Source organism: Paraclostridium sp. MRS3W1 (assembly GCF_032465715.1).
Taxonomy (GTDB): domain Bacteria; phylum Bacillota; class Clostridia; order Peptostreptococcales; family Peptostreptococcaceae; genus Paraclostridium; species Paraclostridium dentum.
Map to the genome: position 1 here is coordinate 1 of NZ_JAWDJM010000173.1, position 16,507 is coordinate 16,507.

General features: G+C 26.8%; 20 protein-coding genes. 1 reads left to right on the forward strand and 19 read right to left on the reverse strand.

Annotated features, from left to right (window positions below; translation table 11 throughout):
• Window positions 1-20: 20 nt before the first annotated feature.
• Genes aroF through RWY47_RS14755 form a run of 9 tightly spaced genes read right to left on the reverse strand, consistent with a single transcriptional unit; the run spans window position 21 to window position 6,392 of the window.
• A complete protein-coding gene (gene aroF / locus RWY47_RS14715; RefSeq protein ID WP_224170727.1) occupies window positions 21-794 on the reverse strand; it encodes a 3-deoxy-7-phosphoheptulonate synthase in 774 nt (257 codons plus the stop codon).
• Window positions 778-1,281, reverse strand: coding sequence for a 2-amino-4-hydroxy-6-hydroxymethyldihydropteridine diphosphokinase (gene folK, locus RWY47_RS14720; protein WP_025162225.1), 504 nt, complete (start codon window positions 1,279-1,281; stop codon window positions 778-780). The genes aroF and folK overlap by 17 nt, the downstream gene beginning before the upstream one ends.
• Window positions 1,274-1,639 (reverse strand): dihydroneopterin aldolase, encoded by a 366-nt coding sequence (gene folB, locus RWY47_RS14725; RefSeq protein ID WP_021428960.1) that lies wholly within the window; start codon window positions 1,637-1,639, stop codon window positions 1,274-1,276. Before folB ends, folK begins: the two co-directional genes overlap by 8 nt.
• Before the next feature lie 7 nt (window positions 1,640-1,646).
• Window positions 1,647-2,438, reverse strand: coding sequence for a dihydropteroate synthase (gene folP / locus RWY47_RS14730; RefSeq protein ID WP_021428985.1), 792 nt, complete (start codon window positions 2,436-2,438; stop codon window positions 1,647-1,649).
• A gap of 10 nt (window positions 2,439-2,448) precedes the next feature.
• Window positions 2,449-3,021 carry a GTP cyclohydrolase I FolE gene (folE, locus tag RWY47_RS14735; RefSeq protein ID WP_021429004.1) on the reverse strand — a complete coding sequence of 191 codons (573 nt, stop codon included), beginning with the start codon at window positions 3,019-3,021 and terminating at the stop codon, window positions 2,449-2,451.
• Window positions 3,022-3,060: 39 nt separating this feature from the next.
• A complete protein-coding gene (locus tag RWY47_RS14740; RefSeq protein ID WP_021429138.1) occupies window positions 3,061-3,732 on the reverse strand; it encodes a hypothetical protein in 672 nt (223 codons plus the stop codon).
• On the reverse strand, window positions 3,725-4,471 hold the full coding sequence (locus RWY47_RS14745) for an aminotransferase class IV (protein WP_150842583.1): 747 nt from the start codon (window positions 4,469-4,471) through the stop codon (window positions 3,725-3,727). Before RWY47_RS14745 ends, RWY47_RS14740 begins: the two co-directional genes overlap by 8 nt.
• Window positions 4,461-5,804 (reverse strand): aminodeoxychorismate synthase component I, encoded by a 1,344-nt coding sequence (pabB, locus tag RWY47_RS14750; RefSeq protein WP_150842582.1) that lies wholly within the window; start codon window positions 5,802-5,804, stop codon window positions 4,461-4,463. The genes RWY47_RS14745 and pabB overlap by 11 nt, the downstream gene beginning before the upstream one ends.
• Window positions 5,805-6,392: an anthranilate synthase component II gene (locus RWY47_RS14755; RefSeq protein WP_035117839.1), complete on the reverse strand. Its 588-nt coding sequence runs from the start codon at window positions 6,390-6,392 to the stop codon at window positions 5,805-5,807. It lies immediately after the preceding gene.
• Window positions 6,393-6,609: 217 nt separating this feature from the next.
• Here RWY47_RS14755 and RWY47_RS14760 point away from each other — a divergent pair, with 217 nt between their 5' ends.
• On the forward strand, window positions 6,610-6,774 hold the full coding sequence (locus RWY47_RS14760) for a hypothetical protein (protein ID WP_021429032.1): 165 nt from the start codon (window positions 6,610-6,612) through the stop codon (window positions 6,772-6,774).
• A 14-nt stretch (window positions 6,775-6,788) separates the two neighbouring features.
• Here the strand turns inward: RWY47_RS14760 and RWY47_RS14765 are convergent, their stop codons facing one another.
• The 10 genes from RWY47_RS14765 to RWY47_RS14810 form a co-directional block, all read right to left on the reverse strand.
• Window positions 6,789-7,112 (reverse strand): hypothetical protein, encoded by a 324-nt coding sequence (locus tag RWY47_RS14765; RefSeq protein ID WP_021429202.1) that lies wholly within the window; start codon window positions 7,110-7,112, stop codon window positions 6,789-6,791.
• Window positions 7,113-7,204: 92 nt separating this feature from the next.
• Entirely contained in the window at window positions 7,205-7,900 is a 696-nt protein-coding gene (locus RWY47_RS14770; protein ID WP_021428958.1) for a polysaccharide deacetylase family protein, read from the reverse strand.
• Between the two features lie 26 nt (window positions 7,901-7,926).
• The gene (locus tag RWY47_RS14775) at window positions 7,927-8,928 is read right to left on the reverse strand and encodes a CAP-associated domain-containing protein (protein ID WP_150842581.1); all 1,002 of its coding nucleotides are present in this window, start codon (window positions 8,926-8,928) and stop codon (window positions 7,927-7,929) included.
• 189 nt (window positions 8,929-9,117) lie between these two features.
• Complete coding sequence (locus RWY47_RS14780) at window positions 9,118-9,930, reverse strand: MORN repeat-containing protein (RefSeq protein WP_114542983.1); 813 nt, start codon at window positions 9,928-9,930, stop codon at window positions 9,118-9,120.
• Between the two features lie 349 nt (window positions 9,931-10,279).
• The gene (locus tag RWY47_RS14785) at window positions 10,280-11,146 is read right to left on the reverse strand and encodes a YitT family protein (protein WP_021429085.1); all 867 of its coding nucleotides are present in this window, start codon (window positions 11,144-11,146) and stop codon (window positions 10,280-10,282) included.
• A 39-nt stretch (window positions 11,147-11,185) separates the two neighbouring features.
• On the reverse strand, window positions 11,186-11,878 hold the full coding sequence (locus RWY47_RS14790) for an LrgB family protein (RefSeq protein ID WP_021429213.1): 693 nt from the start codon (window positions 11,876-11,878) through the stop codon (window positions 11,186-11,188).
• On the reverse strand, window positions 11,871-12,245 hold the full coding sequence (locus RWY47_RS14795) for a CidA/LrgA family protein (protein WP_021432575.1): 375 nt from the start codon (window positions 12,243-12,245) through the stop codon (window positions 11,871-11,873). Before RWY47_RS14795 ends, RWY47_RS14790 begins: the two co-directional genes overlap by 8 nt.
• A 113-nt stretch (window positions 12,246-12,358) precedes the next feature.
• Window positions 12,359-13,333 (reverse strand): WG repeat-containing protein, encoded by a 975-nt coding sequence (locus tag RWY47_RS14800; RefSeq protein ID WP_150842580.1) that lies wholly within the window; start codon window positions 13,331-13,333, stop codon window positions 12,359-12,361.
• A 221-nt stretch (window positions 13,334-13,554) separates the two neighbouring features.
• On the reverse strand, window positions 13,555-14,940 hold the full coding sequence (locus RWY47_RS14805; RefSeq protein ID WP_224170726.1) for a tetratricopeptide repeat protein: 1,386 nt from the start codon (window positions 14,938-14,940) through the stop codon (window positions 13,555-13,557).
• A gap of 115 nt (window positions 14,941-15,055) precedes the next feature.
• Window positions 15,056-16,507: hypothetical protein (locus RWY47_RS14810; protein WP_316030360.1), on the reverse strand; the 1,452-nt coding region annotated here is incomplete at its 5' end.

A 16,507-nucleotide genomic window follows, 5' to 3' on the forward strand; every position in this document is an offset into this window, starting at 1 on the left:
GCTTAAAGCCTCTTAATTTTTTATAATTTTTTTATACTTTCCATTAAATCTTTAAATTCTTCAAATCTAAGAGATTGAGGTCCATCTGATAAAGCTTCATCTGGGTTAGGATGAACTTCAACCATTATACCATCTGCTCCTGCTGCTAGTGAAGCTATAGACATTGGTTTAACTAAATATCTAACTCCAGTTGCATGGCTAGGATCTACTATAACAGGAAGATTTGTTTCTTTTTTTATTATAGGTACTGCTGCTATATCTAATGTGTTTCTAGTATAATCATTATATGTTCTTATTCCTCTTTCACACATTATTATTTTATTATTTCCACCTATTGCAATATATTCAGCTGCCCCTATCCATTCTGTTATTGTAGAACTTATACCTCTTTTTAACATTACCGGTTTATCTTGTTTCCCTACTTCACTTAAAAGAGTAAAGTTTTGCATATTTCTAGACCCTATCTGAATTACATCTGCTACTTCATATAACTTGTCTAAGTCTCTAGCATCCATAAGTTCAGTTATAACAGGTAAATTAGTTTCTTTCTTTACAGCTTTTAAAATCTCTAATCCTTCTTCTTTTAAACCTTGAAAAGATTTTGGAGATGTTCTTGGTTTAAAAGCTCCACCTCTTAACATATTTGCCCCATTTGATTTTATAAATTTTGCAGTTTCTAAAAGTTGTTCATAACTTTCTATAGCACAAGGCCCTGCCATTATAATTTTATCATTTGGTATTTCTAAATTCTCAGTTATATTTATATTTAAATCATTACTAAATAGATTTTTCATTACCTATAAACTCCTTTACTTCTTCTCTTTCCTCAGTCGTCAAAGATTTTAGGTACTCATTTATACTTATATTATCTATTTTTAGTTTATCATTTAAATCTATAAGTGGTATCAATACAAATGCTCTTTCCTTTATTCTTGGATGAGGAATTTCTAAATTTTCTTCTTGTAAAATTATATCATTAAAAAATAATATATCAACATCTATTGTTCTTGGCCCCCATCTGATTTTTCTTTCTCTGTTTAAATCTTTCTCTACACCCTGACAAGCATTTAAAAGTTCATACGGATTTAAGCTTGTCTCTATTTCAATACACATATTCAAAAAATCTGCTTGATCTTTATACCCCCAAGCTTTTGTTTCATAAAGCTTTGACTTTTTAGTTATATTTATGTTTGGATTAGAATTTAAAATTTTTAAAGCTTCATTTATATACCTTATTCTATCTCCTATATTAGTTCCTAAACCTAAATAAGACTTACTCATCTCTACTTCTCCTTATCTCAACTCCAAAGTAATCATAAATACCTGGAACAGGAGCTTCTGGTTTTTTCACTCGAACCATGACCTCTTGAATTAATTCAAACTCACCTAAAACTTCTTTAGATATGTTCTCAGCTAAGGCTTCTAGTAAGTTAAACCTTTTATTCTCTACTATTTTTTTTACTAGCTCATATACATCGCCATAACTTACAGATTTTTCCATTTGATCAGTTAAGCCTGCTTCTTTTGTATCTAGATATAACTCCATATCTATAAAAAACTTTTGTCCTAATACACTTTCTTCTTTAAAAACTCCATGATAGCCATAAAACCCCATATTGCTTAATAATATTTTATCCATTTTATACCTACCTTCTGCATATAGCATCTGCCACTTTTATCGCTCTTATATTTTCTAATACATCATGTACTCTAACAATATCCACTCCAGATTTAATTCCTAATACGGTAGTCGCTATAGTTCCTTCCACTCTATCTTTAGGTTCTAAATCTAAAATTTTTCCTATCATCGACTTTCTTGATGTACCTAGAAGAATTGGATATCCTAGATCTTTTAATTCATCTAGCCTTGCCATAACCTCTATATTTTGTTCTAATGTTTTTCCAAATCCTATACCTGGGTCTAGCACAATTTTTCTATCATCTATTCCAGCACTTTTAGCTATTTTTATACTTTCTATTAAAAATTCCTTAATAGATTCCATTATATCTTTATCATAATCTGTTCCATCTTGATTATGCATTATACATACATGAGCATCATGTTTTGCTATAACACTTGCCATATTTGGATCTTTTCTAAGCCCCCAAACATCATTTATCATATCAGCACCTAACTTTAAAGTTTCTTCTGCTACAATAGCTTTATATGTATCTACAGAAACTTTAACATTTAGCTGTTTTTTTAATTCTTTAACAACCGGTAAAACTCTTCTCAATTCTTCTTCAGCATCTACTATTTGGTGTCCGGGTCTAGTTGATTCTCCACCTAAATCTATTATATCTGCTCCACTATCTATCATTTCTTTGGCATGATTTAAAGCTTTTTCTATACTTGTATAACTTCCTCCATCTGAAAAACTATCTGGAGTAACATTTAAAATTCCCATTATATAAGTTTTTTTGCCATATTCAAACATCTAACCGCTCCTATCTCATGTTAATTAAGCTCATAGCTTCTGCTCTTGCAGCTATGTTCTTTTCAAATATACCTCTTACTGCTGAGGTTATAGTTTTAGATCCTGGTTTTTTTACACCTCTCATAGTCATACACATATGTTCAGCTTCAACTACAACTATAACTCCATATGGTTTTAATTCTTCCATTATAATGTCTGCTGTATCTTTAGTTATTCTCTCTTGAAGTTGAGGTCTTTTCGCTAGGTCCTCAATTACTCTAGCTAATTTAGAAAGACCAGTTAATCTACCATCTTTAGGTAGATATGCAACATGTGCTTTCCCAAAGAATGGAACTAAGTGATGTTCACAACAAGAATAAAAAGGTATATCTTTAACTAAAACTAATTCTTCATGTTCTTCAGATTGGAAAAGTATTTTCAAATGATCTCTAGGGTCTTTATGTATTCCTGAAAATATCTCTTCATACATTTTGGCAACCCTACTTGGAGTATCTAGTAATCCTTCTCTATTTGGATCTTCACCTATAGCTTCTAAAATATCTCTTACAGCATTTTCTATTTTTTTCTTATCTACATTATGCATATAATTGCCCCCCTTAAAATTAGTAATTATTTTTCACATCTAATCTTTTTTAAATACATATTCATATACTTTTTTAAGATTATTATAGTTATAGTCTTTATACACGTTTTTTGACAATTCAAATAAATTTTTTTCATTTTCACTTAAATATTTAAATATTTTTTTATCCTTAGGCATCCATTTGCCACTTATAATAAAGTATCCCTTTATTATATCTTTTAGATATATATTAGTCAAAAACTCATATTCATAATTTTCAAAATCATCTTTTTTCTCTAACCTAGATATATTCTCTAGTATAGTGTTTTCCATTACAAGTATTTCTTCATTAGATAATTTTTTAGGACCTTCATTATATTTTTCTTTAGATAAGTAAATTAGTTTATCAGATATATTTTTTTTATCATATATAACTTTTGCATTTCTCATTTCATTTATAAAAAAGTATTCTTTATTCTCTATCATAAATTCAATATATCTTTTAGAAAATTTATTAATATCAAATTCTACGCCATTAAATTGTTCTTGTCTTCTAATTTGATCTTCATTTTGTTCACAAACTATAAAAAGATCTATATCTGTTATATTTTCGATATTTTTTTTATTGTATATATCTTTACTTGATCCTACTAAAAATATAGCTATTGTGTTTTCATCATCTTTAATATTTTTTATTTTTTGTTCATAGGTTTTGATAAAGTTTTTAATCATTAATTTTGCTCCATAATTTTTCAAAAATATTATTAAAACATTCGAATTTTATTTTATTTATTTGACTTACTTTCATAACTCCCATTAAACTATTACTTAAAAAGCAAAACTCGAATTTTTCCATATCCGTTATTTTTATATCACATTGTTCTATATTAATTTTTAGTTCTACACATAACTCCATAATCCTTCTTTTCATAGTTCCATTTAAGATAGGTAGTCTTTCATGTGGAGTATATATTTTACCTTCTTTTATAAAAAATATATTACTCATAGAACACTCTAAAATCCTACCATAACAATCTGTAAAAATAGCATCATCACATCCATTATCAGCTGCAAACTTTTTAGTATATATGCTTTCAAAGTAATTAGTAGTTTTATGTCTATATATTATGCTATCTCCTCTTGTTATAGGCGAGATGCATAGCTTAAATCCTCTGTTGTATATTTCTTGATTGTAAACAATATCTCTAATTGACAAATTGTACCCTTCATCGAACATAGTCAATCTAAGTGCTTTATTGTTTATTTTTTCACATTTTATATATTCTATTATTTTTGTTTCTATAAAACTTCTACTTTCATTTATATCCAAATCCAAATCATTTATAGATTTAAATATCCTATCTAAATGTAAACCTAAGTACATGGGATGCCCATCTTTAATTTTTATGGTTTCAAATACTCCAATTCCAAATTTAGTTAATTGACTGTTAAATGATACATTATTCTTCATAATATCCTCTAACTGCTTTCATTATAGATTTAGCTTTATCTAATGTTTCTTGGTATTCCTCTTCTGGATTAGAGTCCCATGTTATTCCTCCACCAACCTGGAAAAATATATTTTTATCTTTTTTAATTAAAGTTCTTATAGCAATATTAAAATCCATATCTCCATTAAACCCTATATATCCTACTGAACCAGTATATACATTTCTCTGTGTAGGTTCTAATTCATCTATTATTTCCATAGCTCTTATTTTAGGTGCTCCAGTTATTGACCCTCCAGGGAATGTTGCCTTTATAATATCTGTACTGCTTAAAGAATCTTTAAGCTTCCCAGTTACCGTAGATACTAAATGACTAACATTTGCATAAGGTTCTATAACAAATAACTCAGGTACCTTAACTGTTCCTATTTTAGATACTTTTCCTAAGTCATTTCTTTCTAAATCTACTATCATGAGTAGTTCAGCCTTATCTTTTTCACTGTTTCTTAATTCTTCTTGAAGTCTAATATCTTCTTCTACTGTTTTGCCCCTAGGTCTAGTTCCTTTTATAGGTCTTGCTTCTATAGTGTTATCTATACATTTAATAAATCTTTCTGGTGAGTTTGATAAAACTTGATAGTTTTCAAAATTTAAGAAAGCAGCAAATGGAGCTTTACTTACATCACGTAATCGCTTGTATAATTGATAGCTAGATAAATTAATTTTTCCTGAAAATCTCTGAGTTAGATTTGCTTGGTATATATCGCCTTGTTTTATGTAATCTCTAACTTTTTCTATTGCATTTATGTACTCACTTTTTTTAAAGTTAGAACTTAATTTAACTTCATCTATATTTTCATTTTTATCAAATTCTAAATCTTTTTTATTAGCATTTAAAATTTTCATCTCTATATCTTTTAATATATTAGACTCTATTTCTTCATCAATACCAGGAGTTGCTATAAAAGTCTTATTCAATAAATGATCTACAACTATTACAAAATTATAAAATCCAAAATATAAATCATATACATCGGTATCATCTATAGCTGTTCTTGGCAATTTTTCTATATAATTTCCTATATCATAAGATAAGTATCCTACTGCTCCTCCTATAAACGGAATTTCAGTATTATTTTCAACCTTATATCTATCTAATTTTTCTTTTAATTTATCCAAGGGATTTTCCTTGCAATTTTTTAGCTTTATACAATCAAATGGTCTTGAGCTTATAAACGAGTATCTTCCCAATTTTTTTTCATCCATACCACTATCTAATATAAAACTGTCTTTTTCATCTTTAAATAAAGTATATATTTCAAATGCATTTAGATCTGTATAAATTTCTTTTAACATCTATTTGACCTCCTCATTCCCTCTAAATTGATTTATAAAGTTTCTTAATATATCATGTCCTTGCTCAGATAAAATTGCTTCTGGATGGAACTGGACACCTTCTATATGGTAATTTTTAGATCTAACTCCCATAATTTCTCCATCTTTTGTTTTTGCTGTAACTTCTAACTCATCTGGCAATGAACTTTCATCTATTATTAGAGAATGATACCTAGTCACATTCAACGGATTTTTTAAATTTCTAAATACACCTTTATTGATATGTTCTATAGGATGAACCTTTCCATGTACAGGCTCATTAGCTTTGATTATATTTCCTCCAAATGCATGTCCTATTATCTGATGTCCTAAGCATATTCCTAAAATTGGTTTAATTCCTTTAAAGTGATTTACTAAATCAACACATATACCCGCCTCTTTAGGAGAGCAAGGTCCTGGTGATAAAACAATAATCTCAGGATCCAGATTTTCTATATCCTTTATAGTTATTTCATCATTTCTTTTTACTATAATTTCTTCTCCTAGCTCACCTAAAAACTGAACTAAATTATAAACAAAAGAATCATAATTATCTATCATTAATATCATAAAATACCCCCTCCATCTCAACAAACTTCATAAAATTTATTTATTTTTTATTTTTTTTATTTTTCTTACAAGTTAATTATATCTTTGTTAAGAAATCCATGTCAATATAGTCGTTTTTGGTGAAATTATTGGTAATATGTTTAGTATATTTATTTTGCTTAATCAAAAACTAGTATTGATATACTTACTAATTTATACATTATCAGGAGGCTTTGCAATGAATAAATATATTATAATAAGATCTGATACAAAATCAATATCTTCACCTATGTCTAAAAAAGAAGCCTTAAAGACTATGAAATCTTATGACAGACAAGGCATATCATCTTTAATAATATATGAAAATAAAGAAATCAATTTAAACTTTTCTAAAGTTAGATAAATTAAAAAAGGAGCTTAACAGCTCCTTTTACTCCATCTATAACCTACGTTATAATATTTTTCTTTCTTTCCTTTTTTACTTCTAGTTTCTATAAGTTCATTTATCTTGTCAACGTATTTATCATCATTAGTTAACCTGATTAAACTAGTTAGATAATATGCATTTGTGCTTTTTGGTATCTTTTTATTTATGACTAAGTCTATAGCCTTTTTAGCTGCGTTAAAGTTTTTTAAATGTGTATGTCCTTCTTCAAATGTTTTCTTAGTGTTATAAGCTATATAACCTTCTTTAACTTGAAATATAATGAATTCTTTTTTTTCAAATACTTTGTTATACATACACTTCATCCTTTTTAGAAATAGTCTTATTATATAATATTAAAATTTCTAAAAAAGTGAATCTATTTTTAATTTTTTATATTAAATTTATTTTATTCATAAAGTTCTGATACGGTTACAAATTTATAACCTCTTTTTTGCATTTCAGGTATAAATATATCTAGAGCTTCTACAGTGTTATTTGTGGCATAGTCATGAAGTAAAATTATATCTCCATTTTCAACATTATTTATTATTTCATTTGCTATATTATTAGCTCCTGGATTTTTCCAATCCTTTGCATCTACATGATCCCATAATACAACTTTATATCCGTGTTTTTCTGCTATTTTAGCTAACTCTTCCTTTTTAAAACTTCCATATGGAGGTCTAAATAAAGTTGGCTTTTTGCCAGTCATTTTAACTATTATTTCCTCGCATTTTAAAATTTCTTTTTCTAATTGATCATTTGATAAATTTGAAATATCAGGATGATTAAAAGTGTGATTTCCTATCTCATGACCTTCTTTGCTAGCTCTAACAAGAGGTTTACTATACCAATTTGCATGTTTTCCAGCTATAAAAAAAGTAGCTTTTACATCGTGTTTTTTTAACACATCTAAAACTTCATCAGTTTCTTTTGGGTGAGGTCCATCATCAAAAGTTATAGCTAAATATTTTTTGTCTCTAGGTCCGTTTTTTATAAATACTTCTTCATTTTTTTCACAAAATGATACTTTAGTAATAGATATCATAAAAAATGCAGCTATTAAAATTATTGAGTACAGTCTAAATTTTTTATTTTTCATTTTTGTACTTCCTTTCATTATGTCAATTATTCACTAAAAAAGTTTTGAGTGTAATATAATTTATAATGTCCTCCAAAACTAACTCCTACTCCTATATTTTTATAGTCACCTAAAATATTTTTTCTATGCCCTATAGAGTTCATTAATGCTTCATGAGCATAAATAGCATTTATTTGCCCTGCAGCTATATTTTCACCAGCTAAGCTGTATCTTATGTGTTCTTTTTTCATTCTATCAAAAGGACTTTGTCCTTTTTTATTTTCATGATCAAAATAGTTTTCATCTCTCATATCCTCGCTATGTTTTAGAGCACTAACACTAGCTTTAGAGTCAAAACTTAATCTATTTAAATTTTCTCTATCTCTAACACTATTTATAAGATCTATAGTTTGTTTTTCAAAACTAATTTTTAACTCCTCACTATATTTAGGATAAATATCTTTTGAACTTTCTTCAATATACTTGTCTATAACTTGATATGATGTAACTTTACTTTCATTGTATAAATCATAAAATACAGTAATGTATTTATTATCTTCTATAAAAATATCAAATTGATCTCTAGAATCAATCATAAATTTAGTATTTCCTTTTTTCTTATATTCTATTGATTTATGATTTTCTCTAGTAAAATCAATACTGTCTCCGAGTTTTATTCCATTTATATCAGATGAGTCTATAGAGTTGCTATAAAGAGCTACTACTTTTTGATTTTTTATTCCTACCATAGCAAAATTCTTTTTAACATTGTTGTATACATACCAATCAAAGCCATACTCACTTATATCTTTTCTATTAGGCTTTCCAATTTTGCTTATTACGCTTTCTTCTGTATCTCCAATTTTAATTTCCATATATCTTTTTATGCTCGTGTCATTTAAAGATATCACAGCTTTTACTTCTTCATTTTGACTTGCATCTCTAACTTCTTTATTTTGTTTAAAATTCAAATCAAAATCAATGTTGGTTTTATCTATAAATATACATATCGTTAATATAAATATCATTAAATATAATAATTTTTTCAAACAATCACTTCCTCGTTATAATAACTATTTGTAACGTTTTTTAATTATATACATTTATTTATATTTATATTCTTGTTTAGCAAATAAAGTAAGTATAAAAATTTAGTTTATTTTAGTAGCTATATACACTAAACACTTGACTGTATTCTCCTTAAACGAAAAAATAGACTAGCCTATAAATCTGCTAGTCTATTTTATACTTGATATAAGTTCATCTAAACTTTTATTAAAAATACTAGGCTTATCAAACTTCCAATTTCCTTGATAAGATATTTCATCATTTATATAAAAAGTTCCAAATCCATGTCTTTTACCGTGTTTAAACTCACCTACATACCTTTTATTATCTGGCCATGTGTAAACACCTTGACCATGAGGTAAATTATTCTTAAACTCGCCTTCATATATTATAAATCCATTATAATCATAACAAGTTCCTATTCCTTCCATTTTGCCATGTTTAAACTCACCTATATACATACCACTATCTTTCCATGTATATATCCCATGACCTTCTTTTTTGCCATGTTTCCAATTACCTAAATATTCATCATCACTTGAATAAATCATTTTTCCTATACCTTCCATGACATCATCTTTCCATTGACCTATATACAAGCACTTATTAGGTAATTCACATACTCCATTTCCATTTTTCATATCATCTTTAAAATCGCCTACATATTCAAGTTCACTTCCATCATCTTGTAAAAAAATATATGTTCCTTTTCCTGTCATTTGTCCATCTATTAATTTGCCTATATATTTATCTCCATTATAGAATGTATGTATTCTACCGGAAGCTTTTTCACCAGAATTATCTGTATTAGGTACATGTATGCCTTGCCCATTTTCTAATGCTAGTACCTCTTGTTTGCAGTGCGATGATTTTTTTAATCTAAACTTATTAAAAAAACTTATACGCTTAACTTCTTTTTCTATGTTATGTACAGTTTTTTTGTATATTTCTATTAAGTCTTTGTTATTTACTTCTGCATTCATATAACTACCCCACCACTTCCAAATTACATTTTTTCATGTTTAATATTATTATATATTAAAATTCTACTTTTTTTCTATAGTTTCACTAAATTTTAGTCTTTTAAATAAACAAAATAAAACAAAGAGCACGCAAAAACGCATGCTCTTTGTTTTATTTTTCGATCTTAATTTAATTTTTTCTAGTAATCCGCTCTAAATTTTTTACGCACAAATAAAAATTTACACTCTAGAAACTATTATGTATATATTTTATAGTCAACCCGAATTAAACAAATCTAGATATTGTTAAGTGATGATTCCATACATCACATAATCTATTTTATCTTTATTTTTATTTTTTATACATAATTTATAAATATTTTTCTTTAAATCCTCTACCTTTAACTTCATTTACATCATTTACTGATATAAATGCTTTTTTATCATGTTCTAATGCTATCTCTTTAATCTTAGGAATTTCATTAGAAGCAACTATACAGTATATTATTTGTTTTTTCTCATGAGTGTAAGCACCCTCAGCTTCTATTAACGTAACCCCTCTTATAAGATCTTTCATTATACATTTGGCAATTTCTTCACTTTTGCTAGAAATTAGCATAACTGATTTTTGATTATTCATCATATCTTTTACTATATTCATAGAATATACATTTAAAAACATCGCAATCAAAGTGTACATAGCTAGTTCTAATCCAAATAAGCTAGCTCCAATACAAACTATTAAAAAGTTCATGAAAAGCCCAGTATCTTTCATCGCAATATTTTTCTTTACTTTCAAAATAGCTGCTATTATATCTGTTCCTCCTAATGATGACTTAGCTTTAAATACGATTCCTAATCCTACTCCACCTAGTATACCTCCGTATACAGTTTGTAGTAATACATCATTTACAGGTATATAGTGCCCTATATTTTGAGTTATACCTAATATAAAAGAAAATAAAATCATGTTGATTAAACTCGTTATACAAAATTCTTTTTCCAAGAAAATAAATCCTAGTATAAATATAGGTATGTTAATTAAAAATGATAGTACCCCTATATTCATATGAGTTACAAAGTTTAATGCAACTGATAATCCAGCAACCCCTCCACCTAGTAAGTGTGCTGGTTTTAAAAATCCATTTATTCCTATCGAGGAAATAGTTATTCCAAGTATTATAACTAGGTATCTAAGCGCGATGTTTTCTTCTAATGTGTTGTTGACCTGACTCATTATAATTCTCCCTTCAAAATCAGTTGTTAATGTATAATATTATTTTAAAAAGTTTATTAGTATAGGTATTAGTATTACCGTTATTGTTCCTGATATCCCTATAGCTAATCCGCTCATTGCCCCTTCAATTTCTCCTAATTCTAAAGCTTTAGTAGTTCCTAGAGCATGTGATGCTGTTCCTAATGCAATACCTTTTGACACTGGATGCTTAGTATTTATAAATTTAAATATAGGTGTAGCTATCATAGCTCCTACTATACCCGTTAAAATTATAGCAACAATAGTTACAGACTCAATTCCTCCTAATGTAGAAGTTAAAGAAATTCCCATAGGTGTAGTTATAGATTTACCTAATAATGAGTCCATTATTAATTTATTAGAATTTGTTAACCTACTTATAACTACAATACTTGCAAATGAAACTAAAACACCTGTTGTTATTCCTATTATAATTTCATGTAAATGTTTCTTTAATAAATCATATTGTTTATATAGAGGTATTGCTAATACTATAGTTACAGGTGATAAGAAAAAGTTTATAGTATCTCCTCCTATTTTATAGCTTTCATATGAAATATGACTTAACTTTAAAAATAATATTATTCCTAAAATAGCTAGTAACAAAGGGTTGAATACCGCTAATTTTGTTTTCTTTTGAATATACACTCCTATACTGTAAAATACTATAGATACTACAATTCCAAATATAGGTGTCTGTAATACGTTATACATTTCCTTGTCCTTTCTTGCTCTTAATTTCTATCATTTTTTCAACAACGATAGCAGTTATAACCATAACTAAAGTAGTACTGATTATTATTGTAGCAGCTAAAACTATAATATTTGAACCAATTAAATCTAGTGAATTGATAAGAGACACCCCTGCAGGCACGAAAAAGATAGCCATGTTATCTAAAAAGAAGTTTCCAAGTTCTTCTATAGATTCGACTTTTATAATTTTAGATTTTAAGAGTACAAATAATATAACCATTCCTATTATACTTCCAGGTATAATAATTATATTTGATAAAAATGAACTAATGTATTCTCCTACAGCCCATATAGCTAGTATTAGAGCCAGTTGTCTTAGTAATTTCATTTATCTTCTCCTCTTTTTTTTGTAAAATTAAAGGGATATTTCCTACCCCCTTTAACTTCCATATATATATTACTACTATATGTTTATTTTTTCAAACCTAATTTTAGTATGTTTTACCCTAATTTTATCAAAATTTCCCCATTTTTATCTATATAGTTATTGTTATCTCCATCAATTATCTGTGCATATCCATTTTCAAAATCTGAAACTGATTTTAAGGTAGGAAGTATTTTTATTTTTCCTTCTTTATTTAAAAATCCCCATAGACCTCCTTTAGGTATACTCATACCCCTAGTAAGTGCATTTGAGCCTATATTAAATCTTGCTAAACCATCATTAAATTCACAAGCATAGTCAAATATAGGTTCGATAACGATTTCACCAGAGGTATTTACATATCCCCATTTATCATTTATACATATAGGAGCTAGCCCTTCACTAAATGATTTGGCTCTATCAAATTTAAAATCTATTATTTGTTCTCCATCTTTATTGACATAACCCCATTTATCATTTAGCCTTACCCCTGCCAATCCTTGTGAAAAATCATTAGCTATATCAAATTTAGGCTTTATAATAAACTCTCCTGTTTTGTTTATATAACCGTATTTATTCTTAGTCTCAACTAAAGATATACCTTCTTTAAATTGATTTACATAGCTAAATGTAGGTTCTATTATAACTTCTCCTTTCTTATTTATGTAACCCCATCGTTTATTTATTTTCACTGATGCCATTTCCTCACTAAAATTTGATGCAGCTTCAAATTTTATATCTATAACTTGGTTTAACCCTTTATCAAAAAAACCGTATTTTCCATCAATCTTAACTCTCGATAATCCTTCACTAAAATCCGATGCACTATCCAAATGTAAAAATATATTGTTATATCCACTTTCCTCCATGTATCCAAAAACCCATCTAACCGACTTTCCAATGCGTTTAATATACGTTACAATACAATACCCATCTCTAAATCGTTCTGACACATATTTAAATTTTGGTTTTATAACTATGTTATTATTTTTATCTATAAAACCATACTTTCCATCTCTTAGTATAGGAAGAAACAATTTTTTAGTTGACATATATTACCTCCTTTTTTTTAATTATTAACACTTCTCTAATAATTAATATTATATTTTTTAATTTCCTATACTAATTTTCAAATATAAATAAAAAATTTATAAAATTTAATACGCTTATTCCATAAGTATCATAATTATTTTTTATATAAATAAGACTGTCAGTTTTCTAAATTTTCACTAAATACAATTTATTAAAATAAAAAAAAGAGTGCATAGCACTCTTATCTTTCTTTTAATATTGATTCTACTTGTGAGTTATTATACATACTATCTGGGTCTTCAGCTCTTAAACTATAGAATGTTTGTTGAGCCTTCTCTAAATCTCCTTGCTTATAATAAAGCATACCCATATTGTAATAACTGTCATCATAATAATTATCTGATGGTTTATACGTATTTACATATTTTTTATAATATTTTATAGCTTCTTCATTGTGTTTAGTTTTTTCATTTAATTGAGCTAATTGGTATATAGCTTCTGATATATATTTCTTTGTTTTACCATTTTTAACTACTAATTCTAAATATTTTATAGCCTCTTCATTTTTTCCTTCTTTTTTAAAGTCCATAGCTTGATTGAAAAGTTCTTCTTCATCTCCAACTATAACTTCAGATTTAGCTTGTTCTTCTTTTGTCTTATCAGTTTCCGTTTTAACTTCTTTTAATTCATCTTTTGTTTTATCTAGCTTTTCACTTGTTTCTGTTAACTTTTCTTCTTTTGCAGCTACTTGATCATTAAGATGATTCAACTTTTTCTTATTGTTTAAGTATAATGCCCCAATTGCTAATACTAATACAGCTATTAATGTATATAATGGCATGTGACTTTTCTGTTTTTTTGGAGCTTCTTTCTTTTCTTCTTTTTTAGGAGTTTTTACAATATCTTTTTCAAATAATAAGTTATCTTTATCAACTTCTCTTAACTTATCCATATACTCATTAGCTTTTTCATTATCACCTAATTTTTCATATATTAAGTGTAAAAGTAAATAAGGCTCTATAAGTTCAGGTTCTTCCGTTCTTATATTTTCAAGTATTTGTATACTTTCTTGGTACAATTCATTGTTTACAAATCTTACAGCATGATTATATCTACTTAAAAATATATTAAATTCTTCTGAACTTAATATATTTACATACTTCTTAGCTAATTCATTATTATCATAACATGAACTTTTATAAAAACTTTCAAATGCTTCATCAAAGTTACATTTTAAAAGTTTCAATAAACCTTTTAAATTTAAAATGTCTACATCTTTAGGATTTAATTCTAATGCTTCTTCTATTATATCAATAGCACTAGTCATAAATTTTCTTTGAATCATATTTAATGCTTCATTATATTTTTTATAAGATTCTAATTTTAATTCTCTAATATCTTTTTTTTGTTTTTTAGTTTTATGTTTTAAGTTTAGTATAGTTTCATCTTTACTATTACTTGTTACATACGTTTTTTTAAGCGTTTTTAAAGTTTCATGTATTTCTTCATCATCTATGTTAAAAAAAGTAGTATCATTGCTATCTTCACTTATTAACGATATATCAATTATTTTTTTATGTAGATTTTTTATATCGTTTTCTATATTTAACCTTAAAATAATAATCACCCTCTCTCAAAAATATCATATTATTAAAATACCATATTAAATCAAATTAGTCAAAAGTATACATTTTTTTACAAAATCTAAATATAAAAAATAAAAGCGTGGATTCACGCTTTTATTAAACTTTATTTACACTATTTTCATCCACTTTATAAATTTCTTTTGAGTATGGATTTATTAGATAAACTTCTTTAGATTTAAAGAACCCTCTATTTACTACAGCATAATAATATATATCATTTTTCTTTCCAATAAATTTATTAACAACTTCTGGTTTATCTACATATTTTAATGATTTTTCTTTCTCTTCAATAGTTACATATTTAAACTTTTCATTTTTTTCACTTAATTTCTTTTCTAAGATACTTTGAGCTGTGCTTTTACTTATAGTAAACTCTACAGTTCCATTTGATGCTGCTCTCCAGTGTCCATCTCCATATTTATTGTTATAAGATTTTTGTTCATCTAAATATGAGTATACCTTTTTATTTCTAGGGTCAATTAAAAATTCATCTATTTTATCTTTACCAACAAAGGTCTCAGCATAATAGTATTTACTACCATTCAACATTTGCTGGAATATATTAGCTTTTAAATCTGCTACGTCTATTCCACTTTTTTTAGATATTAACTGTATTACCTCTTCATTAGTCATATTATACATCTCTAAATTCTTCTCAAACTCTGAAGACAATGCGTCTAACTCATCATCATCTAAGTAATATTGCTTCAGATAATCTATGTATTCTAAAGCTTTTTGATAGTTTCCATTTTTATTTTCTGTTTTTGCCATCTCTACATAGTAATCATACATTTCTTTTATACATTCTTCTTTTTTATCCTGAGCCAACTCATAGTATCTTTTATCCTCAGTTATAACTTTATCAAAATCTTCAATAGCCTCTTTGTACAATTTTTTGTTTTGATTTTCTACACCTTCGTTATAAATCTTCCTTGAATCTTCTATGACATCTATTTTTTTTGCATATACATATATTTCATTTTTTGATATCTTTAATGTTGATACTGCTTGTATATATCCCATTGCTGTATTGTAGCTTATTTTTTCTTGTAAATATAAATCATTTACTCTTTTGGCTTGATTAATTATACTATCGGTATCTATGTAAACTGTATCTAATTCGTTAATTATATTTATTAGCGAAATAAAGTAATCCTTACCTATCTCACCTTTTATATATTTATCTCCATATGTTATAAGTATTTTATTTACTTTCTTAGATAAGCTTTTACTAAGTCTATTCATTCTAGTGTCAGAAAACTCTTCTTTAATTTTATCATAGTACGATATTGCCTCTGAGTAGTTTCTTTTTTCTATGTATCCTACAAGTTTATTACTTTCACTACCTACGCTAAAATTATCAGCAGTAAACATTATAAATATTCCTATCAAAATTATGCCTAAAACAGTCAATGCAGATTTTATTATTATTTTATTGTTTCTATCTATAAATTCTACTATTTTTCCAAAAAAACCTTTCATAATCAATCTCTTACCTTCCTTTAACAGCAATATAAATGTTTTACTATTAATTATACCATATATATC